The organism is Arthrobacter burdickii (assembly GCF_030433645.1).
Classification (GTDB): Bacteria; Actinomycetota; Actinomycetes; order Actinomycetales; family Micrococcaceae; genus Arthrobacter_D; species Arthrobacter_D burdickii.
Map to the genome: position 1 here is coordinate 266,328 of NZ_JAROCG010000001.1, position 16,326 is coordinate 282,653.

Below are 16,326 nucleotides of genomic sequence, written 5' to 3' on the forward strand. Positions count from 1 at the left end.
GTTGGCAGGGACGGGGCACGTCAGTCGAGGGTGGGAGGCGCGTCGTCGACGTTCTCCGAGGTGATGAGTGCCTGCGGGGTGTAGACGGCCCGGGGGACCTCCTGTCCGCCGAGGAGCCGGACGGCGACGTTCACCGAGACCTGGCCGGTGAGGTACGGGTAGGAGTCGACGGTGGCCGTGAGGTCGCCGGCGCGGATCGCGTCGTAGGCGGCTTCGACTCCGTCGGTGCCGATCACCATGATCTGGCCCTTCTTGCCGGCAGCGTTCACGGCCTCGGCCACGCCGAGTGCCATGCCGTCGTTGTTGGCGTAGATCGCCGTGATGTCGGGGTACTGGCTGATGATGGTGGTCGCGGCGTCGCGTGCCTTCGCGATGTCCCAGTCACCCGGAACACTGGCGACGACCTCGAGGCCGCCCTCCTCCGCGGTGGTGGTGAATCCCGCAGTGCGCTGCTTCGCGGCGTACACGCCGGCCTGGCCCTCGATGACGGCGACCTGGTCGCCCTCCTCCGCGGACTCGAGCACGAACTCGGCGGCGCTGACGCCGTTCTGCATCTGGTTGGGTCCCACCCACTGCTTCGCACCGGGGAGGACGGCATCATTGACATTGACGACGAGCAGGTCCTGCTGCTCGGCCTTCTCGACGGCGGGGCACAGGTTGGTGTCCGTCTGCGGTGAGACGAGCATCGTGTACTTCTTCTGGAGCATGGTCTCCGCCGCGTTCAGCTGGCCGACCTGGTCGGATTCCGTCGCTGCGGCCTGGACATCGACACCGACGCCGTACTTCTCGGCGGCTGCCTTCTGCCCGTCGGACAGTGCTACCCAGTACTGGTTGCCCAGGAACTTCATGATGGAGCCGATCTGCGTGTCCTCGGGGGCCTCGGGAACGGCGCCCAGTGAGCTCTCGAGCTCGCTGTACTCGATGCTGTCCTCGGCGTCGTCGGTGCTGAACGGCTCCCCGTTGACGGAGCAGGAGGTGGAGGCGGCGCCGCCGGTTGCCGTGTCGCCAGCAGTGGGGGCGGCCGCGCCACACCCGGCAAGAGCTAAGGCGGCCAGGGTGAGGGTGGAGAGGATGCCTGCGGATTTCAGAGCTGGTCGTGCAGTCGTCGATGACTTCATGGTGTCTCCCTGAGACAGGTGGATCAGTCGGGAAATTCCTCGCGAAACTTCGGCGCTGAAGCTGGATGGATGCTTGGAGTCTAGGAGCGGAATCACGCCGAAAAAGGGTTCTCCGGGAATCAGTTATAACGATTCGTGACCGTTGAATACGCATTCAGACCACCCCCCGGAGAGCGCGCCAATCAGCCCTGCATATATATTCAGAGACTGCTGACGGACCTCGAAAGGTAGTGCTTCATGACCCCGCCGAACGATCCCACGTCACTCACCACCGCGACCCCCGATCAGCTCCGTCTCCTGACCAAGATCGCCGTGCTGTACCACGAGGAGGGCCTCGCCCAGGGAGACATCTCCGGCCGGCTGAACCTCTCGCAGGCGAGGGTCTCCCGGTGCCTGAAGCTGGCGGCCGAACTCGGCATCGTCCGCACGTCCGTGGTGCAGCCGGCGGGCATCTATGTGGGGCTCGAGAAGGCCCTTGAGGAGAAGTACGGCCTCCAGGAGGTGGTGGTGGCCGACATGGTCGACGATGCGTCGCTCGGCATGCGGCTCGGCTCGTGCGCGGCCAGCTACCTCGAGACCACCATCGAGGTGAACGACGTCGTCGGCATCTCCAACTGGAGTACGACCCTGCTGCAGACGGTGGAGGCGATGCGCTCCCGCCCCCGCAAGGTCCTGAGCGAAGTGATTCAGCTGATCGGAGGGGTTGGAAGCCCGCAGGCGCAGATCCAGGCCACGCGGCTGGTGTCCCACCTGGCCGAGCTGACCTCGGCCAAGCCCTTCTACATGGCAGCACCGGGCCTCGTGGCGAACAACAACATCCGCCAGGCCTTCCTCGACGATCCCGCCGTCGCCGCCACCGCCGAGGCGTGGTCGCGGGTCAACACGTCGCTGGTGGGGATCGGGACCTTCCCCGCGTCGCCGCTATGGCAGGCCAGCGGTAACGCGCTGACGGCGGCCGAGGAGAACGAGTTGCTGGAATCGGGGGCGGTCGGGGAGATCTGCCTGCGCTACTTCGACATCGACGGCAAGCCGATGAACCCGGCGATCGAGGAACGCATGATCTCCATCAGCTCCGAGGCGATGCTCCAGATCCCCCGCCGGATCGGCGTCGCGGGCGGCATGCGGAAGCTCGCTGCCATCCGGGGCGCGATCAACGGTGGCTGGGTGAACGTACTCATCACCGACTCCGAGGTCGCCCGGCAGCTGCTGGAGCCACCCCGGCTCGATCCCGGGGCACCGGCCTCCCGGATCAGGTGACCGGCTTGTTGCGGTAGCGTCCCACCAGTTCGGGGGCTGCCGCCTGCAGCCGGACGGGCGGGAGTCCACGAGCCATCAGGGTGAGGTCGTCCACCACCATGTCGCCGATGGAATGGAACGCCTGGGGGATGCCTCCCGCCCGGTGCGGGGACAGGACGGTGTTGGCCAGCCCCCGGAACGGGCTGTCCTTCGGCAGTGGCTCGGTGGGCCACACGTCGATGGCCGCGAGGAACCGGCCCTGCTGCAGCCGTTCCAGCAGCGCGTCATAGTCCACGACGGCGGCCCGGCTGACGAGGATGATGCGGGCGCCGTCGGGCAGGAGGTCGAGGGCGGTGCCGTCGAGCAGGTGGGCGTTGTCTGCCGTCGCCGTCGCGAAGACGAAGAGGAACTGGCTGGAGCGCAGGGTCTCCTCGAGGCCGGCGGGGATTCCACCGGTCTCCTGGATGACGGCGGGCGGCAGCCAGGGATCGTAGATGCGCACCGTGGTGTGGAACGGCTGGAGCAGGCGGTGGAAGCTGCGCCCCAGGTTGCCGTAGCCGAGGATCCCGACGGCGGCGCGGTGCAGGAGGATGGCATCCCCCGCGGACTCGCTGACGTACTTCTCGCTGCCGTCGCGCATCGCGCCGTCCTGCCCGCTGATGCCGCGGGCGAGATCGAGGGCGAGCCCCAGCGAGAATTCGGCGACGGCCTGCGAGTAGGCCGAACCGCAGCCCAGCACGCGCACGCCGCGCGCGAAGGCCGTGCCGTAGTCGACGTTCGGGAAGAAGTTGCCCTCGACGTTGATGAGGGCCTTGAGGCTGGTCGCCCGGGTCAGCCGGTCGGCGTCGAGGTCCGGCTGGCCGACGATCGCGAACGCATCCTGCAGGTGCTCCTCGAACAGGGCGTCGTCCGGGGCGTCCTCGAGGTCGATGACGGTGAAGGCGGCGTCGAGCCGGGCCAGGGCTTCGGGGGTGAAGATCCTGTCCCGCTTCTGCGGCGCGGGACGGAGGAGGACGACGGGTTTCGGGGAGGCGCTCGTGGAGTCGGTCATGTCGGGTCCTTGCTCGGCGGCGGACGGTTCAGAGGTGGGTGGTGAGGTCAGCATCCAGTGCGGCGCGGGGGTTGTGCGAGTGCCGGACCCCGACGGTGAAGGCGCCGATCTCCCTGCCCAGCGCGAGGTAGGCGTCGCTGTCCTCCAGCACCACACAGGGGGGCATGCACAGCTCGCGGAACAGGGCTTCCTTGTCGCGGCCGTGATCGCGGCGTGCCACGCGCACGAACGGGTCGAGGCCCCACTTCCCGAGCAGCGCCGCGATGAGGTCCGGGTCGCCGTTGGAGACCACCACCTGCTCGGCGGCGACCTCCGCCAGGGCCGGCATGAGGCGGGCGGCGAGCCAGGACGGCGAGAGGCCCGCCAGGGCCGAGACGGCGACCACCTCGCCGCGTTCCCTGTGGAGCGCGGCGATGTCCTCCTCGGCGCCAGGGAATCCTTCGGAGATCACACGCTCCCAGATCCACTGCTCGGTGTGGCCCACGAGGTCACCGAAGAAGCCGGGGCCGAAACGGTAGTTCCGTCGTTCCGCCAGGTCCCGGTAGCTCGCCTCGTGCAGCGGTTCAGTATGCCCGACGACGCCGTCGAAGTCCCAGATGACCCGCGCACCTGCCGCCTCCTGCAGCACCCGCTCCGCCAGTCGTGCCGCGTCATCGCCGTTCGCCATCGAAACCCTTATCCCTGAACCACCCGTGCCAGCCGGAAGGCTGCGCCTGATGTCGGCCATCGTAGGGTGACCACCGCGAGTCGGCCAACCAAGGATTGCGCAAGCGCGTCATGCAGGGCCCGGGGCCGTGACAACGGCGCGTCCCCTGGGCGTACGGTGGATGGATGAGCGTGCCTACAGATTCCAGGGTCACTTTCGACGGTCGCTTCGCGCGGGAACTGCCCGAGATGGCGGTCGCGTGGCAGGCGGACGAGGCTCCCGAGCCGCAGCTGCTCGCCCTCAACGAGCAGCTCGCCGCGGAACTCGGCTTCGATCCCACGTTTCTCCGGTCCCCTGAGGGCCTCGCCCTGCTCATCGGCACCTCTTTGCCGGAGGGCGCGACGCCGGTGGCCCAGGCCTACTCGGGCCACCAGTTCGGGAGCTTCAACCCGAGGCTCGGCGACGGGCGCGCGCTCCTCCTCGGCGAGATCACCGACGCCGAGGGGCGCCTGCGCGACATCCACCTCAAGGGCTCGGGCCGCACGCCCTTCGCCCGCGGCGGCGACGGGCTCGCCGTCGTCGGGCCGATGCTCCGCGAGTACATCCTCAGCGAGGCCATGCAGGCGCTCCAGATCCCGACGACGCGCTCCCTCGCGGTCGTCGCGACGGGACGTGCCGTGCGCCGCGAGACGATGCTGCCCGGCGCCGTCCTGACGCGTGTCGCCAGCAGCCACCTGCGCGTGGGCAGCTTCCAGTACGCGGCGGCCACCGGCAACCAGGACCTCCTCGGGCGCCTGGCCGACCACGCCATCAGCCGGCACTACCCCGAGGTCGCGGCCGCCGAACGCCCCTACCTCACCCTGTTCGAGTCGGTCGTGTCCGCGCAGGCCTCGCTCGTGGCGCAGTGGATGCTCGTGGGGTTCATCCACGGGGTGATGAACACGGACAACATGACCATCTCGGGCGAGACCATCGACTATGGACCCTGCGCGTTCATGGATGTCTTCGACTACTCCAGCGTCTACAGCTCCATCGACCGCGGCGGACGCTACGCCTACGCCAACCAGCCGCTCATTGCGGAGTGGAACCTCGCACGCCTCGCGGAGACCCTGCTGCCGCTTATCCAAGACGACCAGGAGCAGGCGGTCGCACTCGCCGTCGGCGCGCTCGAGGCCTTCCGCCCCCAGTACAGCGGCGCGTGGCTCGCCGGGATGAAGGCGAAGCTGGGACTGGCCGACGACGTCGGCGACGACGTCGCGTCGCCCCTCGCCAACGACGTGCTCACCCTCCTGCAGGAGAACCACGTCGACTACACGTCCTTCTTCCGGGGCCTCAGCTCCGTGGTCCGCGGTGACGCGCGGCCGGCCCGGGACAAGGTGCTCGGCGTCGCCGCCTTCGATGCCTGGGCTGCCCGCTGGCTGGCGCTGACCCCGAACGCCGACGCGATGGACCGCGTCAACCCGATGTACATCCCGAGGAACCACCTCGTCGAGGAGGCGCTCGCAGCCGCGACCGCCGGCGACCTCGACCCGCTGGACCGGCTCGTCGACGTCGTCCGCGCACCCTTCGACGAGCGGCCGGGGCTGGAGCGCTACGCCGCGGGAGCGCCGGACGACTTCGGTTCGTACACGACGTACTGCGGGACCTGAGGCCGCCGCCACCCGGTTCCACACGAGAAAGCTCCGCCGGGACGAAGAAATCGTCCCGGCGGAGCTTCGTTGGTACTCACGGTCAGTGGGTGGGCGCCGGGAGCCTGGCCTCCGCAGGAGCCGCATCGAGATGCATCTCCGGAGGAGCCTTGCGGAATCCCTTGGTGAGGACCGCGAGGTAGATGATCCCCAGGGTCAGCCACGCGAGGCCCAGCTGGATGGCGGTCGTGCTGAGCTGCGTGAGCAGGTACAGGTCGACGACGGCGCCGATGGCCGGGACGACGACGAAGCCCAGGACCGAACGCTTCCCGTGCTTCCGTTCGCGGATGAAGTAGGCGATGACGCAGACATTGACCATCGCGAACGTCAGGAACGCCCCGAAGTTGATGAAGGACGTCGCGGTGTCCAGGGAGAGGTTCAGGGCGAACATCGCGGCGGCGCCGATGAGCAGGAGGTTCAGGACCGGGGTCTTGAACCGGGGGTGGAGCCGCCCGAAGAAACGGCGCGGCAGGACTCCGTCACGTCCCATCACGTAGAGCAGGCGGCTCGAACTGGCCTGGATGGCCAGCCCCGATGCGAAGCCTCCGATGATGATCACCGTGTTGATCAGGTCGGCGAAGCCCTGCCCGCCGACGAGCAGGGACATGGAGTAGGCCGCCGTCGAGGCATCCTCGAAGGTTCCTCCGGGATGGACCAGCTGCATGACGTAGGACACGGAGACGAAGATCGCTCCTCCGATGAGGGCCGTGAGGAGGATTGCGCGAGGGATGTTCCGCTTCGGGTCGCGGGTCTCTTCGCTGAGCGTGCTGACCGCGTCGAAGCCGAGGAAGGAGTAGGCGGCGATCGCGGCCGCTGCCGAGACGGCGCCGATGGTGGTGGCCGAGTTCCAGATCGGGTCGAGGGCCGGAGTGGCAGCGGTGGTCCCGAGGTGCTTCACGCACATCACGACGAAGGCGATGATGCCGACGATCGTCAGGGTCATGAGGGTCTTGTTCACGCGGTCGGCGAGCACGATGCCCAGGACGTTGACGATCGTGGTGGCCACGACGTTCACCAGGAGCCACCCCCACATCGGGATGCCGGGGAACTGGGCGTTCAGGTAGAGAGCCTGGATCAGCCACGCGACCATGGGCAGGAAGAGGTAGTCGAGCAGGATCGCCCATCCGACGAGGAATCCCACGCGGGAATCGATCATCTTCCGTGCGTAGGTGTAGGCGGACCCCGACGCGGGGATGATCCGGGCCATCTTGCCGTAGCTCAGGGCCGTCAGGGACATCGCGATGGTCGCGAGGACGTAGGCGAGGGGCGTGGTGCCTGCACTGGTCGATGCGATGACACCGAAGGTGAGCATCACGATGGCCGGTGACATGTAGGCGAGGCCGAAGATGACGACGGCGGACAGGGACAGCTTCGCTGTCAGCCCGGAGGTGCTGCTCATGGCCTGCTCGTTTCTGTGGGTGCCGTGCCTGCCGGTGCCAGGCGGGGAGCGGGAAGGGGCGAGGAGTCCTGGATCGCCCAGTTCTCGGGCTGGATCCTGCCCGAGTAGAGCGGGAGTTCGAGCGGGGTGTCGGCCGGGGTGAACTGCTGCCACGGGAAGGTCACTCCGGCCGTCCCGTAATTGCGGGCGTGGTTCACGTCGTCCAGGTCGATGACGTCGGTCAGGATCGTCGACTCGGCGCCCGTGGACGCGGAGCGGACGCGACCCTGCGGATCGACCAGCAGGCTCTGCCCGCGGCCTTGCGGGGCGGCGGCATTGACGCTGGCGACGAAGACCTGGTTCACGATGGCGTTCGCCTGGGCCAGGACCACTTCCTGCGTACGGTCCGCGGTGGGGGTCTGGACGACGTTGAGGATCAGTTCCGCCCCCATCCAGGCCAGGTGCCGGCTGCTCTCGGGGAACCACGCGTCGTAGCAGATCGACAGACCGACCCGTCCGAATCCGTCCATGTCGAAGACGACGAACTCGGAACCGGGGGCGACCTTCTCGTAGGGGCGCCAGGGGAAGACCTTGCGGTAGGCGGCCACGCGGCGTCCCTGCGGCGAGTACACCGCCATCGTGTTGTAGATCAGGCCGTCCTCACCGCGCTCGTAGAAGCTGCCGGGCACGAGCCAGACACCGAGGTCTCCTGAGAGTTCGGCGAGGGACCGGTCCCGCTCTCCATCGAGGGGCTGCGCCAGCTGCTCGATCAGCGAGGGTGTTTCATTCGGATCCGCTTCACCTGTTCCGCAGAGGTGGAGCTCCGGGTAGACGAACAGGCTCGTCAGGGAGTGGGCCCGGGTGGCCCGTTCCAGATCGGAGGCGAACGCCGTGAGGCTGTTCTCCGGTTGGGTGGGTGCCTGGACAAGGGCCAGCGAAAGGGGGCGTGACATAGCTCAACCTGCTTTTTCCGTGTGACGGGCGCCACATGAGTAAGTTAAAGAAACTTTAGTTAACTATTCACGGGGTGTCAACGGAAGCGCATCGAAGGCGTATGCCATCATCTAGCTATGGCGAGACCACGGAACCAGACCAAGCGCCGGGACGAGCTGATCAGCGCGGCGGCCCAGGCCGTCCTTCAGCATGGGGCCGCCGGGATGAAGCTCGCGGACATCGCCCAGGAGGCAGGGCTGACGTCGGCCTCGGTGCTGTATTACTACCCTGACGTCCGGGATCTCTTCTCGGCGGTCTTCGAGCACGGCAGCCTCGAGTACTGCCTGCGGAGGGAGGAGCACGTTGCCGGCGTCCCGAGCCCGACGGAGAAACTCGACGAGTGCATCCGCTCCGGCGTACCCCGGCCGGGAGCGACGGAGGAGGCGAGCCGCATCCTCTACGAACTGATGCCGGTCGTCCTCAGGAACCAGGCGGCGGCATCCCAGTACGCCACCTTCATCGAGCGGCAGACCGCCCTCTACGAAGCAATCCTGGAAGAAGGCCAGGCAGCAGGAGAGTTCCAGCTCGTGGCGACGTCGAAAGAACTGGCGCGCAATTTCGTCGCCCTGGAGGACGGCTACGGGATCAATGTCCTCACCGGCGCCATCACGGCCGACGAGGAAGAGGAAGCGCTCATCCGGTACGCGCGAATCTCCACCCGGGCAGCGATATCGGCATAGGCCAAGCCACGCGGGCCAGACGCGCTGCCGACGGGCAGTGCGGACCCGCATGACCCGGACCACCGACTGGCCGCCGCATGACCGGCGGCCAATCGGTGAGGTGGCTGGTGCCTAGGTGGCGAGGGACGACACCGGCTCCGACAGCGACGTGAGGGCGACCGCCGCCGGCCGTTCCGCCGTGCTCAGCACCGGTACCGAGCTGCCGTCGACTGCTGACCGCAGGAGCGACTCCATGACGTCGAGCACATGGTAGGCGAGCTGCCCGCTGGCGCGGTGCTGCTCGCCGGCGGGGGTCAGCGCCATGTCCGCGAGCCCGTAGCCCCTGCCCGCCCCGATGTAGCCCGCGCTGGTGGGGATGGAGTCCCAGCCGATCTCCCTGTTCGCCAGGGTGCAGATCGACACCTCGCCGTCGAAGTAGTTCGGGTCGGGGACGGTGAGGCTCGCCTGCTCACCGTGGATCTCGATGTTGGAGGAACGGGTCTGCACGGCGTCGAAGCTCATCACCAGGGTGGAGAGCGCCCCTGATTCGTGGACGAGCACGCCCGTGACATGGGTGTCGATGGAGACGGGAATCGTCTCGCCGGCACGCGGACCTCCGCCGATGGTGCGCTCCTTCCGGGTGTGGCTCGCGGCACCGATGACGGAGGTGACGGGGCCCAGCAGGGTGACCAGCGCCGTCACGTAGTACGGGCCCATGTCCAGGAGGGGTCCGCCGCCGGGCACGTAGTAGAAGTCCGGGTTGGGGTGCCAGCGTTCGTGCCCTGGTGTGACCATGGTGGCGGTGGCCGAGATGGGCCGGCCGATCATGCCGCTGTCGATGGCGTGGCGGGCCGTCTGGATCCCGGTGCCGAGCACTGTGTCGGGGGCGCACCCGACACGGACTCCGGCTTCGTCCGCGAGCGCGAGGACCTTCCGGGCCTGACTCGTGTTCGCTGCCAGGGGCTTTTCGCCGTAGACGTGCTTCCCGGCGGCGATCGCACGGGTGGCCACGTCGGCGTGTGCAGCAGGGATGGTGAGGTTCAGGACGGTGTCGATCTCGGGGTCGGCCAGGAGCTCGTCGACGGTCAGGGCCCGGACGCCGTCCTGGGATGCCGCGACGGCCTCGGCGCGGCTGAAGTCGAGGTCGGCGACCGCCCGGAGGTTGACGGACGGCAGCGACGGCAGGGTCTTCAGGTACTGGGCTACGATTGCTCCGCAGCCGATGATTCCGACGTTCAACGGCTCGCCCACAGCAAACCCCTTTCGATGATGGTTCTGACATTCGGGTCGTCGAGGATCTCGACGCGGTGGCCGGGGGTCGCCACGAAGATGCGGCCCTTGCCCCACTGGCGGGTCCAGATGGCGGGGGACGTCACCGGACGGTTCCACGGGTCCCAGGCGCGGACGGCCTGGGTCGTGGTCGCGAGCACGTCGATGTAGTCGTCCGCGAGCACCCAGTACTGTTCCGTCACGAGGTCGAAATCCCCGATGCCGCGGGTGATCGGATGATCCGCCGCGGCCGGGAGCATGTTCACCCGGTACGGCACGTAGTTGTCGGACTGTTCCCCGATTCTCTCGTCCGGGTGCTTGCCCGGATGGCAGGCGAACTGCCCGCCGATGAGGTGGAGATAATCGGATTCGTTGCGGTACGAGTCGGCGATCCCTCCGTGCCAGCCCGCCAGTCCCGTCCCCGCCTCGATCGCTGCCCGGAGACCGGCGAATTCGTCCTTCTCGATGGTGTTCATCGTGTTGCACTGGAGGATCAGGTCGACGGTCGACATGTAGTCGGCGTCCGCATAGATCTTCGGTGACTCCTCGATCCGGACGCTGTACCCGCTGTCCCGGAGGAACGGTATGAAGCGGTCCGTGGCCTCGACGGGCTGGTGCCCGTCCCATCCGCCGCGGACGACGAGTGCTTCCTTGCTGGTCATGATGTCTCTTTCGTCGTGGATTGGCGGGAGAAGGCGGCGTCGAAGGAGGCCGCGGAGGGGGCGATGGTGGCGAGTTCCCGTACGAGCTTCAGCGCCTGCGGTGCGCCGACGAGCCGGTCCATCCCGGCGTCCTCCCATTCGATGCTGGTGGGGCCCTGGTAGCCGATCGAGTTGAGCATGCGGAAGATCGGCTTCCACGGGACGTCCCCGTGGCCGGCCGTGACGAAGTCCCAGCCCCGCCGCGGATCACCCCACGGCAGGTGCGACCCGAGGCGGCCGTTGCGGCCGTTCAGTTGCCGGACGGATTCCTTCACGTGGACGTGGAAGATGTGCGGTGCGAAATCCTGCAGGAACATCACCGGATCCAGGTCCTGCCAGATGAAGTGCGAGGGGTCGAAGTTGATCCCGAAGCCGGGGCGGTCCCTCATGACCTCCAGGGTGCGCTGGGTGGTCCAGTAGTCGTAGGCGACCTCGGAGGGATGCACCTCGAGCGCGAACCGGACCCCCTCGGCGTCGAACACGTCCATGATGGGATTCCACCGGGCTGCGAAGTCCTCGTAGCCGCGGGTGATCATCTGCTCGGACGCCGGAGGGAACATCGCGACGTACTTCCAGACGGACGAACCGGTGAATCCCGTGACCACCGACGCTCCGAGTCGGGCTGCTGCCCGGGCGGTGTCCTTGACGACGTCGGCGGCCCGCCGGCGGACCCCCTCGGGATCACCGCCCCCCCAGACCTCGGGAGTGAGGATGTCCTGGTGGCGTTCGTCGATCGGGTCGTCGCACACGGCCTGCCCGGTGAGGTGGATGGCGATCGCATCGACCGTGAGGTTGTTCTCCTTGAGGATCCGGAGCCGGTCCTGGACGTAGTCGTCGTCCGTCGCGGCCCTCACCGGGTCCAGATGGTCTCCCCAGCAGGCGATCTCGAGGCCGTCGAACCCCCAGTCGCCGGCCATCCTCGCCACGTCCTCGAACGGCAGGTCGGCCCACTGCCCGGTGAACAGGGTCACCGGGCGCGGGGTGGCACCTCCGGTCGCGAAGGCCTCAGACATGCTGCCACCCCGATTCGGCCGCGGCGGACTGTTCGATGGCGTGCAGGACCTTCTGGACCCGCAGCGCCTCGTCGAAGGACGGGGAGGGCGTCGTGCCGTCCGCGATCGCTTGCACCAGGTCCACGACCTGGTGCGTGAAGCCGTGCTCGTAGCCGAGGCCGTGCCCGGCCGGCCACCAGTTGCCGGTGTAGGGGTGCACGGATTCGGTGACGTTGATGGTGCTGAATCCCGCGGTCTCGGGAGGCTGCGTGGCGTCGTAGAACTCCAGGGAGTTCATGTTCTCGAAGTCGAAGGCGAGCGAGCCGAGGCTCCCGTTGACCTCCAGACGCATGTTGTTCTTCCTGCCGGTCGCGAAGCGGGTGGCTTCGAAGACGCCGATCGCTCCTCCCTCGAACCGCGCACTGAAGATCGCGGCGTCATCGACCGTGACCGTGCCGGTGCCGCCGTCACTGGCGCCCGAGCCCCCGAGGCCCACGCGGGTTCCTCCGAGGGGACGTTCGTGCACGAAGGTGGTGAGGAGACCGGAGACTCCCTGGATCGGCAGTCCCGTCACGTACTGCGCCGCGTCGATGCTGTGCGCTCCGATGTCCCCGAGGGCACCCGATCCCGATTTGCTCTTGTCCAGGCGCCAGGTCATCGGGGCGTTCTCGTCCGTCAGCCAGTCCTGGAGGTACTGCGCCCGGATGTGCCGGATCCTACCGAGCCTCCCCTGCTCGACGAGCCGGCGGGCGAGGGTCAGGGCTGGCGTGCGGCGGTAGGAGAACCCGCACATCGCAAAGACCCCGTTCGCCTCGGCGGCCCGGGCGGCCGCCGCCATGCGTTCCGCCTCCTCGACCGAATTGGCGAGCGGTTTCTCGCAGAGCACGTGCTTGCCGGCTTCGAGTGCCGCGATGGCGATGTCGGCGTGCGTGTCCCCGGGGGTGCAGATGTCGATCAGGTCGACGTCGTCGCGCTCCACCAGGGCCCGCCAGTCCGTCTCGGTGTCCCGCCAGCCCAGCTTCCCGGCCGCGGTCTTCACGGCTGCCTGGTCGCGGCCGGCGAGGACCGCGAGTTCGGGCTGGAGCGGGAGGTCGAAGAAGCGTGGCGCGGTGCGCCAGGCGTGGGAGTGCATCGCGCCCATGAAGGCGTAGCCGACCATGCCGACCCTCAGCGCGTTCTGCTGCGTGGAAGTCATCAGGCTGCAGGTTCCTTTCGGTCTACTTGTTGAATCCGGCGGTCAGTCCGCTCACGAGCTGGCGGCGGGCCAGCACGTAGAGGACGACCAGCGGGAGTGTGGAGAGCACGACGGCGGCGAGGACCGCCGGGATGTTCACGGTGAACTCGTCCTGGAAGGCCCAGAGCGAGAGGGGCAGGACCCGCTTGTCGGGGCTCTGGGTCAGGATCAGCGGGAAGAGGAAGCCGTTCCAGACGTGGAGTGCGTTGTAGATGGCAATGGTGACGACCGCGGGACGGACCAGCGGCAGGGCCAAGCGCCACATCATCGTGAACTCCGAGCAGCCGTCGAGCCTCATGGATTCGAAGAGCTCCCGCGGAACATCCCGGAGGAAGTTCGACAGGATCAGCACCGAGATGGGGATGGCGAAGGCGATCGACGGCAGGATCAGCGCCAGCAGGGTGTCGTAGAGGTGCGCTTTCGTGATCATGAAGTAGATGGGGATGATCGTCGCCTGCAGCGGGATCGCGAGCCCCATCAGGAACAACGTGTGCGCGGAGCCGATGATGCGCCCGCTCCCCCTCACCACGGCATACGCGGCCATGAAGGACACGACGACGGCGGGAATGACACTGCCCAGCGTCACGATCACGCTGTTCATGAAGTAGCGGACGAAGTTCGCCTCGAGGACCGTCCGGTAGTTGACCAGGGTCGGTGAGGTGGACGGAGCCAGCGGGTTCGACCCGAAGAACCCCGCCTGGTTCTTTAGGCTCGTGATGACCACGTAGTAGACGGGCAGGATGATCAGGGCAAGCCACACCCACCCGCCGAGCCCGCCCAGGACGTTGGGCGTACTCCTGCCCAGCCGCTTCCCCTGGGAGCGCTGCTTCACTCGCGTTGCAGTCCCCTGCGCCGTATCGGTTGCCAGTGCCATGACTACGCTCCTTCCAGTTGGCTTGCGCTGCGGCTGTTGCCGCCGAGCCGCTGCAGCACGAGGGCGAGACCCAGGCCGATGACCACGAGGATCACGCCGAGGGCGCTCGCTGCTCCCATGTCATTGGCCCGGAACCCCGTGAGGTACATGTGCAGCGGGAGGAGCCGGGTCGCATACCCCGGGCCGCCGGCCGTGAGGACGAAGATCAGGTCGAAGTACGCCAGCGATCCCAGGACCATGAGGGTGGACGAGGTGATGATGGTGTATTTCAGCTGGGGCAGCGTGATGTGGAAGAACTGCTGGATCCGTCCGGCCCCGTCGATCTGGGCTGCCTCGTAGAAGGAGGCCGGGATCTGGCGCACGCCGCCCTGGTAGATGAGCGTGTGGAAGGGGACGAACTGCCAGGCGATGACGAAGATGACCACGAACAGCACCAGGTCGGCGCTGCCGAGCCAGTTCTGGGCGAGGACCGGGATGTGCAGGCCCGGCCCCATCCCGAAGTTGGGGTCCAGCAGCGCCTTGAACGCGATCGCCACGGCCGCCGATGAGAGCAGGAGCGGGACGAAGTACAGGACGGCGAGCACCGCTCGGTAGCGCTGGTTCCCCGCCGTGAACACCCCCAGGAGGAGGCTGATCGGGACCTGCACCACGAGCGAGTAGACCATGATCTTCACCGTGACGATCAGGGCATTCAGCGTCACCGAATCTGTGAGGGCGGTGCGCCAGCTCTCCAGGCCGGCCCAGGTGATCGCGCCCAGCCCGTTCCAGTGGGTGAAGCTGAGGAACAGCACGCCGAGCAGGGGCACGACGGCGAAGGTCACGAAGAAGACCAGCGCCGGGACGACCATCCACGCCGAGGGCCCTTCGGCCCGCGCACCCCGCACCTTCATCGCGGGTTTCGGCTTCAGCAGGGTGCTCATTTGCCCAGGGTTGCGTTCATGTTCTCGGCGAATTCTTCCGGCGTGATCTCGCCGATGAAGATCTGGTCGAGGTTCGCGAGCATGGCGTCACCCTGTGCCGGGCTCAGTGCCTGGTCCCAGGAGAGCTGGAAGCTCGGGGCATCCTGCGCCAGCCCGTAGACGAACTGGACGAAGTCCTTGTCATCGGAGGCTGCGAGCTGATCCTCGATGCCGTTGACCGCGGGGACCGCGCCGGAATCGATCATGGCCTGGGTGTACTCCTCGCTGAACAGCCCGTCCTTGAGGTAGTTCAGGGCGGACTCCTTCTGCTCGTCGGAAGCCGTCGAGGAGAGGGACCACATGTTCGCCGGGTTGCCCACGATGTTGGCGGGATCGCCCTCCCCGCCTTCGACCGAGGGGAAGGTGGTGAAGCCGACCTCTCCCGACTCGACGAACTCCGGGGCGTCGTTCTTCAGGTTCTGGTACACCCAGCCGCCGTGGAGCATCATCGCTGCCTTGTCGGTGTACAGGAGGGCGCTGTCCGCTCCGGCGTCCGCCGCGATGGAGGAGAAGCCGTTGACGAACCCGCCGGCGTCGACCAGGTCCTGGATCTTCGTGAGGGCTTCGATCACAGCGGGATCGGACCAGGCGTTCTCCTCGCCGTCCAGGATCGCACGGAAGACCTCGGGTCCGCCGATACGGTCAACGAGGTATTCCAGCCACATCAGGTTCGGCCACTTGGACTGGCCCGCCAGGGAGAAGGGTGCGATTCCCGCGTCGTTGAACTTGGGGACCAGCGCCATCAGGTCGTCCCAGGTCTTGGGAGGCTCCGCGCCGATCTTCTCGAAGACCTCTTTGTTGTAGTAGAGGACGATCGGCTGCATGTTGTTGTTGGGCAGGGCGTAGGTCTTGCCGTCGATCACACCGTTCTCGAGCACCGAGGGGATGTAGCGGTCCTTCACCTCAGGGTTCTCGGCGAGGAAATCGTCCAGGTCGCTGACGTGGCCGGCGTCGACATAGGACTTCAGCACGCCGCCACCCCATCCGTAGATGAACGTGGGTCCTTCACCGGCTCCGACCGCCGTGCGCACCTTGGTCTTGTAGGCGTCGTTGGCGAAGAACTCCTGGTTGATCGTGTCGTCCGCGTGCTCCTCGTTCCACGTCTCGACGGACGAGCGGAAAATCTTCTCGCTGCTGCCCGTGAGCGCCCACATCGTCGGGGACGCGGAATCCGCGGCAGGGTCCTGCGGGCCGCTGGATCCGCAGGCGGAGAGGCTGAGGGCCAGGGTGATGGCGGAAACCGCCGAGATCAGGGAGGTGGTTGTTCGCATCTTCATCAGTTCTTCCGTAAGTCGACTCAGCTCGAGGCACCAATGCCGGCTGAGATGGGCAGGTCAACTCCGCGGGTATGCGGTCGCTGACCGCCACGCTGCGGAAGAGATTCGAAATGTTTTCGATAACAACAAACTAACAAACGTAAAGTTACCTGCGTCACATCGATCGGTCAATGCCCTCCAGGAGACCAATTCTGTGCGCCCGTTCCCACACCCCTCGACTCTTCCGCCTGGCTCGGGCAGGATGGGGGCAG

15 protein-coding genes are annotated in these 16,326 nt (G+C 67.3%); 3 read left to right on the forward strand and 12 right to left on the reverse strand.

Features of this window, described 5'->3' with window-relative positions:
* Positions 1–20: 20 nt before the first annotated feature.
* Positions 21–1,118: a sugar ABC transporter substrate-binding protein gene (locus P5G52_RS01190; RefSeq protein WP_301224162.1), complete on the reverse strand. Its 1,098-nt coding sequence runs from the start codon at positions 1,116–1,118 to the stop codon at positions 21–23.
* Positions 1,119–1,355: 237 nt separating this feature from the next.
* Between P5G52_RS01190 and P5G52_RS01195 the strand changes: the two genes are divergently transcribed.
* Positions 1,356–2,375 (forward strand): sugar-binding transcriptional regulator, encoded by a 1,020-nt coding sequence (locus P5G52_RS01195; protein ID WP_301224163.1) that lies wholly within the window; start codon positions 1,356–1,358, stop codon positions 2,373–2,375.
* On the opposite strand, the gene P5G52_RS01200 is transcribed toward P5G52_RS01195, so the two are convergent.
* Both P5G52_RS01200 and P5G52_RS01205 read right to left on the reverse strand, forming a co-directional pair.
* On the reverse strand, positions 2,368–3,405 hold the full coding sequence (locus tag P5G52_RS01200; RefSeq protein WP_301224164.1) for a hydroxyacid dehydrogenase: 1,038 nt from the start codon (positions 3,403–3,405) through the stop codon (positions 2,368–2,370). The two genes, P5G52_RS01195 and P5G52_RS01200, sit on opposite strands and share 8 nt — an antisense overlap.
* Before the next feature lie 28 nt (positions 3,406–3,433).
* A complete protein-coding gene (locus tag P5G52_RS01205) occupies positions 3,434–4,072 on the reverse strand; it encodes an HAD family hydrolase (protein WP_301224165.1) in 639 nt (212 codons plus the stop codon).
* 164 nt (positions 4,073–4,236) lie between these two features.
* Here P5G52_RS01205 and P5G52_RS01210 point away from each other — a divergent pair, with 164 nt between their 5' ends.
* Positions 4,237–5,700, forward strand: a complete 1,464-nt coding sequence (locus P5G52_RS01210) for a protein adenylyltransferase SelO (RefSeq protein WP_301224166.1) — start codon at positions 4,237–4,239, stop codon at positions 5,698–5,700.
* An 82-nt stretch (positions 5,701–5,782) separates the two neighbouring features.
* On the opposite strand, the gene P5G52_RS01215 is transcribed toward P5G52_RS01210, so the two are convergent.
* Together P5G52_RS01215 and P5G52_RS01220 are read right to left on the reverse strand one after the other, a co-directional pair.
* On the reverse strand, positions 5,783–7,138 hold the full coding sequence (locus P5G52_RS01215) for an APC family permease (RefSeq protein ID WP_301224167.1): 1,356 nt from the start codon (positions 7,136–7,138) through the stop codon (positions 5,783–5,785).
* Positions 7,135–8,070 (reverse strand): carbon-nitrogen hydrolase family protein, encoded by a 936-nt coding sequence (locus tag P5G52_RS01220; RefSeq protein ID WP_301224168.1) that lies wholly within the window; start codon positions 8,068–8,070, stop codon positions 7,135–7,137. Before P5G52_RS01220 ends, P5G52_RS01215 begins: the two co-directional genes overlap by 4 nt.
* A gap of 117 nt (positions 8,071–8,187) precedes the next feature.
* Here P5G52_RS01220 and P5G52_RS01225 point away from each other — a divergent pair, with 117 nt between their 5' ends.
* Positions 8,188–8,790 (forward strand): TetR/AcrR family transcriptional regulator, encoded by a 603-nt coding sequence (locus P5G52_RS01225; RefSeq protein ID WP_301224169.1) that lies wholly within the window; start codon positions 8,188–8,190, stop codon positions 8,788–8,790.
* A gap of 111 nt (positions 8,791–8,901) precedes the next feature.
* Here P5G52_RS01225 and P5G52_RS01230 read toward each other — a convergent pair whose 3' ends face one another.
* The 7 genes from P5G52_RS01230 to P5G52_RS01260 are packed head-to-tail and all read right to left on the reverse strand — an operon-like array spanning position 8,902 to position 16,075.
* Entirely contained in the window at positions 8,902–10,020 is a 1,119-nt protein-coding gene (locus P5G52_RS01230) for a Gfo/Idh/MocA family protein (RefSeq protein ID WP_301224170.1), read from the reverse strand.
* Positions 10,005–10,700, reverse strand: coding sequence for a ThuA domain-containing protein (locus P5G52_RS01235; protein WP_301224171.1), 696 nt, complete (start codon positions 10,698–10,700; stop codon positions 10,005–10,007). The genes P5G52_RS01230 and P5G52_RS01235 overlap by 16 nt, the downstream gene beginning before the upstream one ends.
* Positions 10,697–11,752, reverse strand: coding sequence for a sugar phosphate isomerase/epimerase family protein (locus P5G52_RS01240; protein WP_301224172.1), 1,056 nt, complete (start codon positions 11,750–11,752; stop codon positions 10,697–10,699). Before P5G52_RS01240 ends, P5G52_RS01235 begins: the two co-directional genes overlap by 4 nt.
* The gene (locus P5G52_RS01245) at positions 11,745–12,926 is read right to left on the reverse strand and encodes a Gfo/Idh/MocA family protein (RefSeq protein WP_301224173.1); all 1,182 of its coding nucleotides are present in this window, start codon (positions 12,924–12,926) and stop codon (positions 11,745–11,747) included. The genes P5G52_RS01240 and P5G52_RS01245 overlap by 8 nt, the downstream gene beginning before the upstream one ends.
* 22 nt (positions 12,927–12,948) lie before the next feature.
* Positions 12,949–13,839: a carbohydrate ABC transporter permease gene (locus P5G52_RS01250; protein WP_301224174.1), complete on the reverse strand. Its 891-nt coding sequence runs from the start codon at positions 13,837–13,839 to the stop codon at positions 12,949–12,951.
* 2 nt (positions 13,840–13,841) lie between these two features.
* Positions 13,842–14,729, reverse strand: a complete 888-nt coding sequence (locus tag P5G52_RS01255) for a carbohydrate ABC transporter permease (protein WP_301228585.1) — start codon at positions 14,727–14,729, stop codon at positions 13,842–13,844.
* Between the two features lie 26 nt (positions 14,730–14,755).
* Entirely contained in the window at positions 14,756–16,075 is a 1,320-nt protein-coding gene (locus tag P5G52_RS01260; RefSeq protein WP_301224175.1) for an extracellular solute-binding protein, read from the reverse strand.
* Between the last annotated feature and the right edge of the window lie 251 nt (positions 16,076–16,326).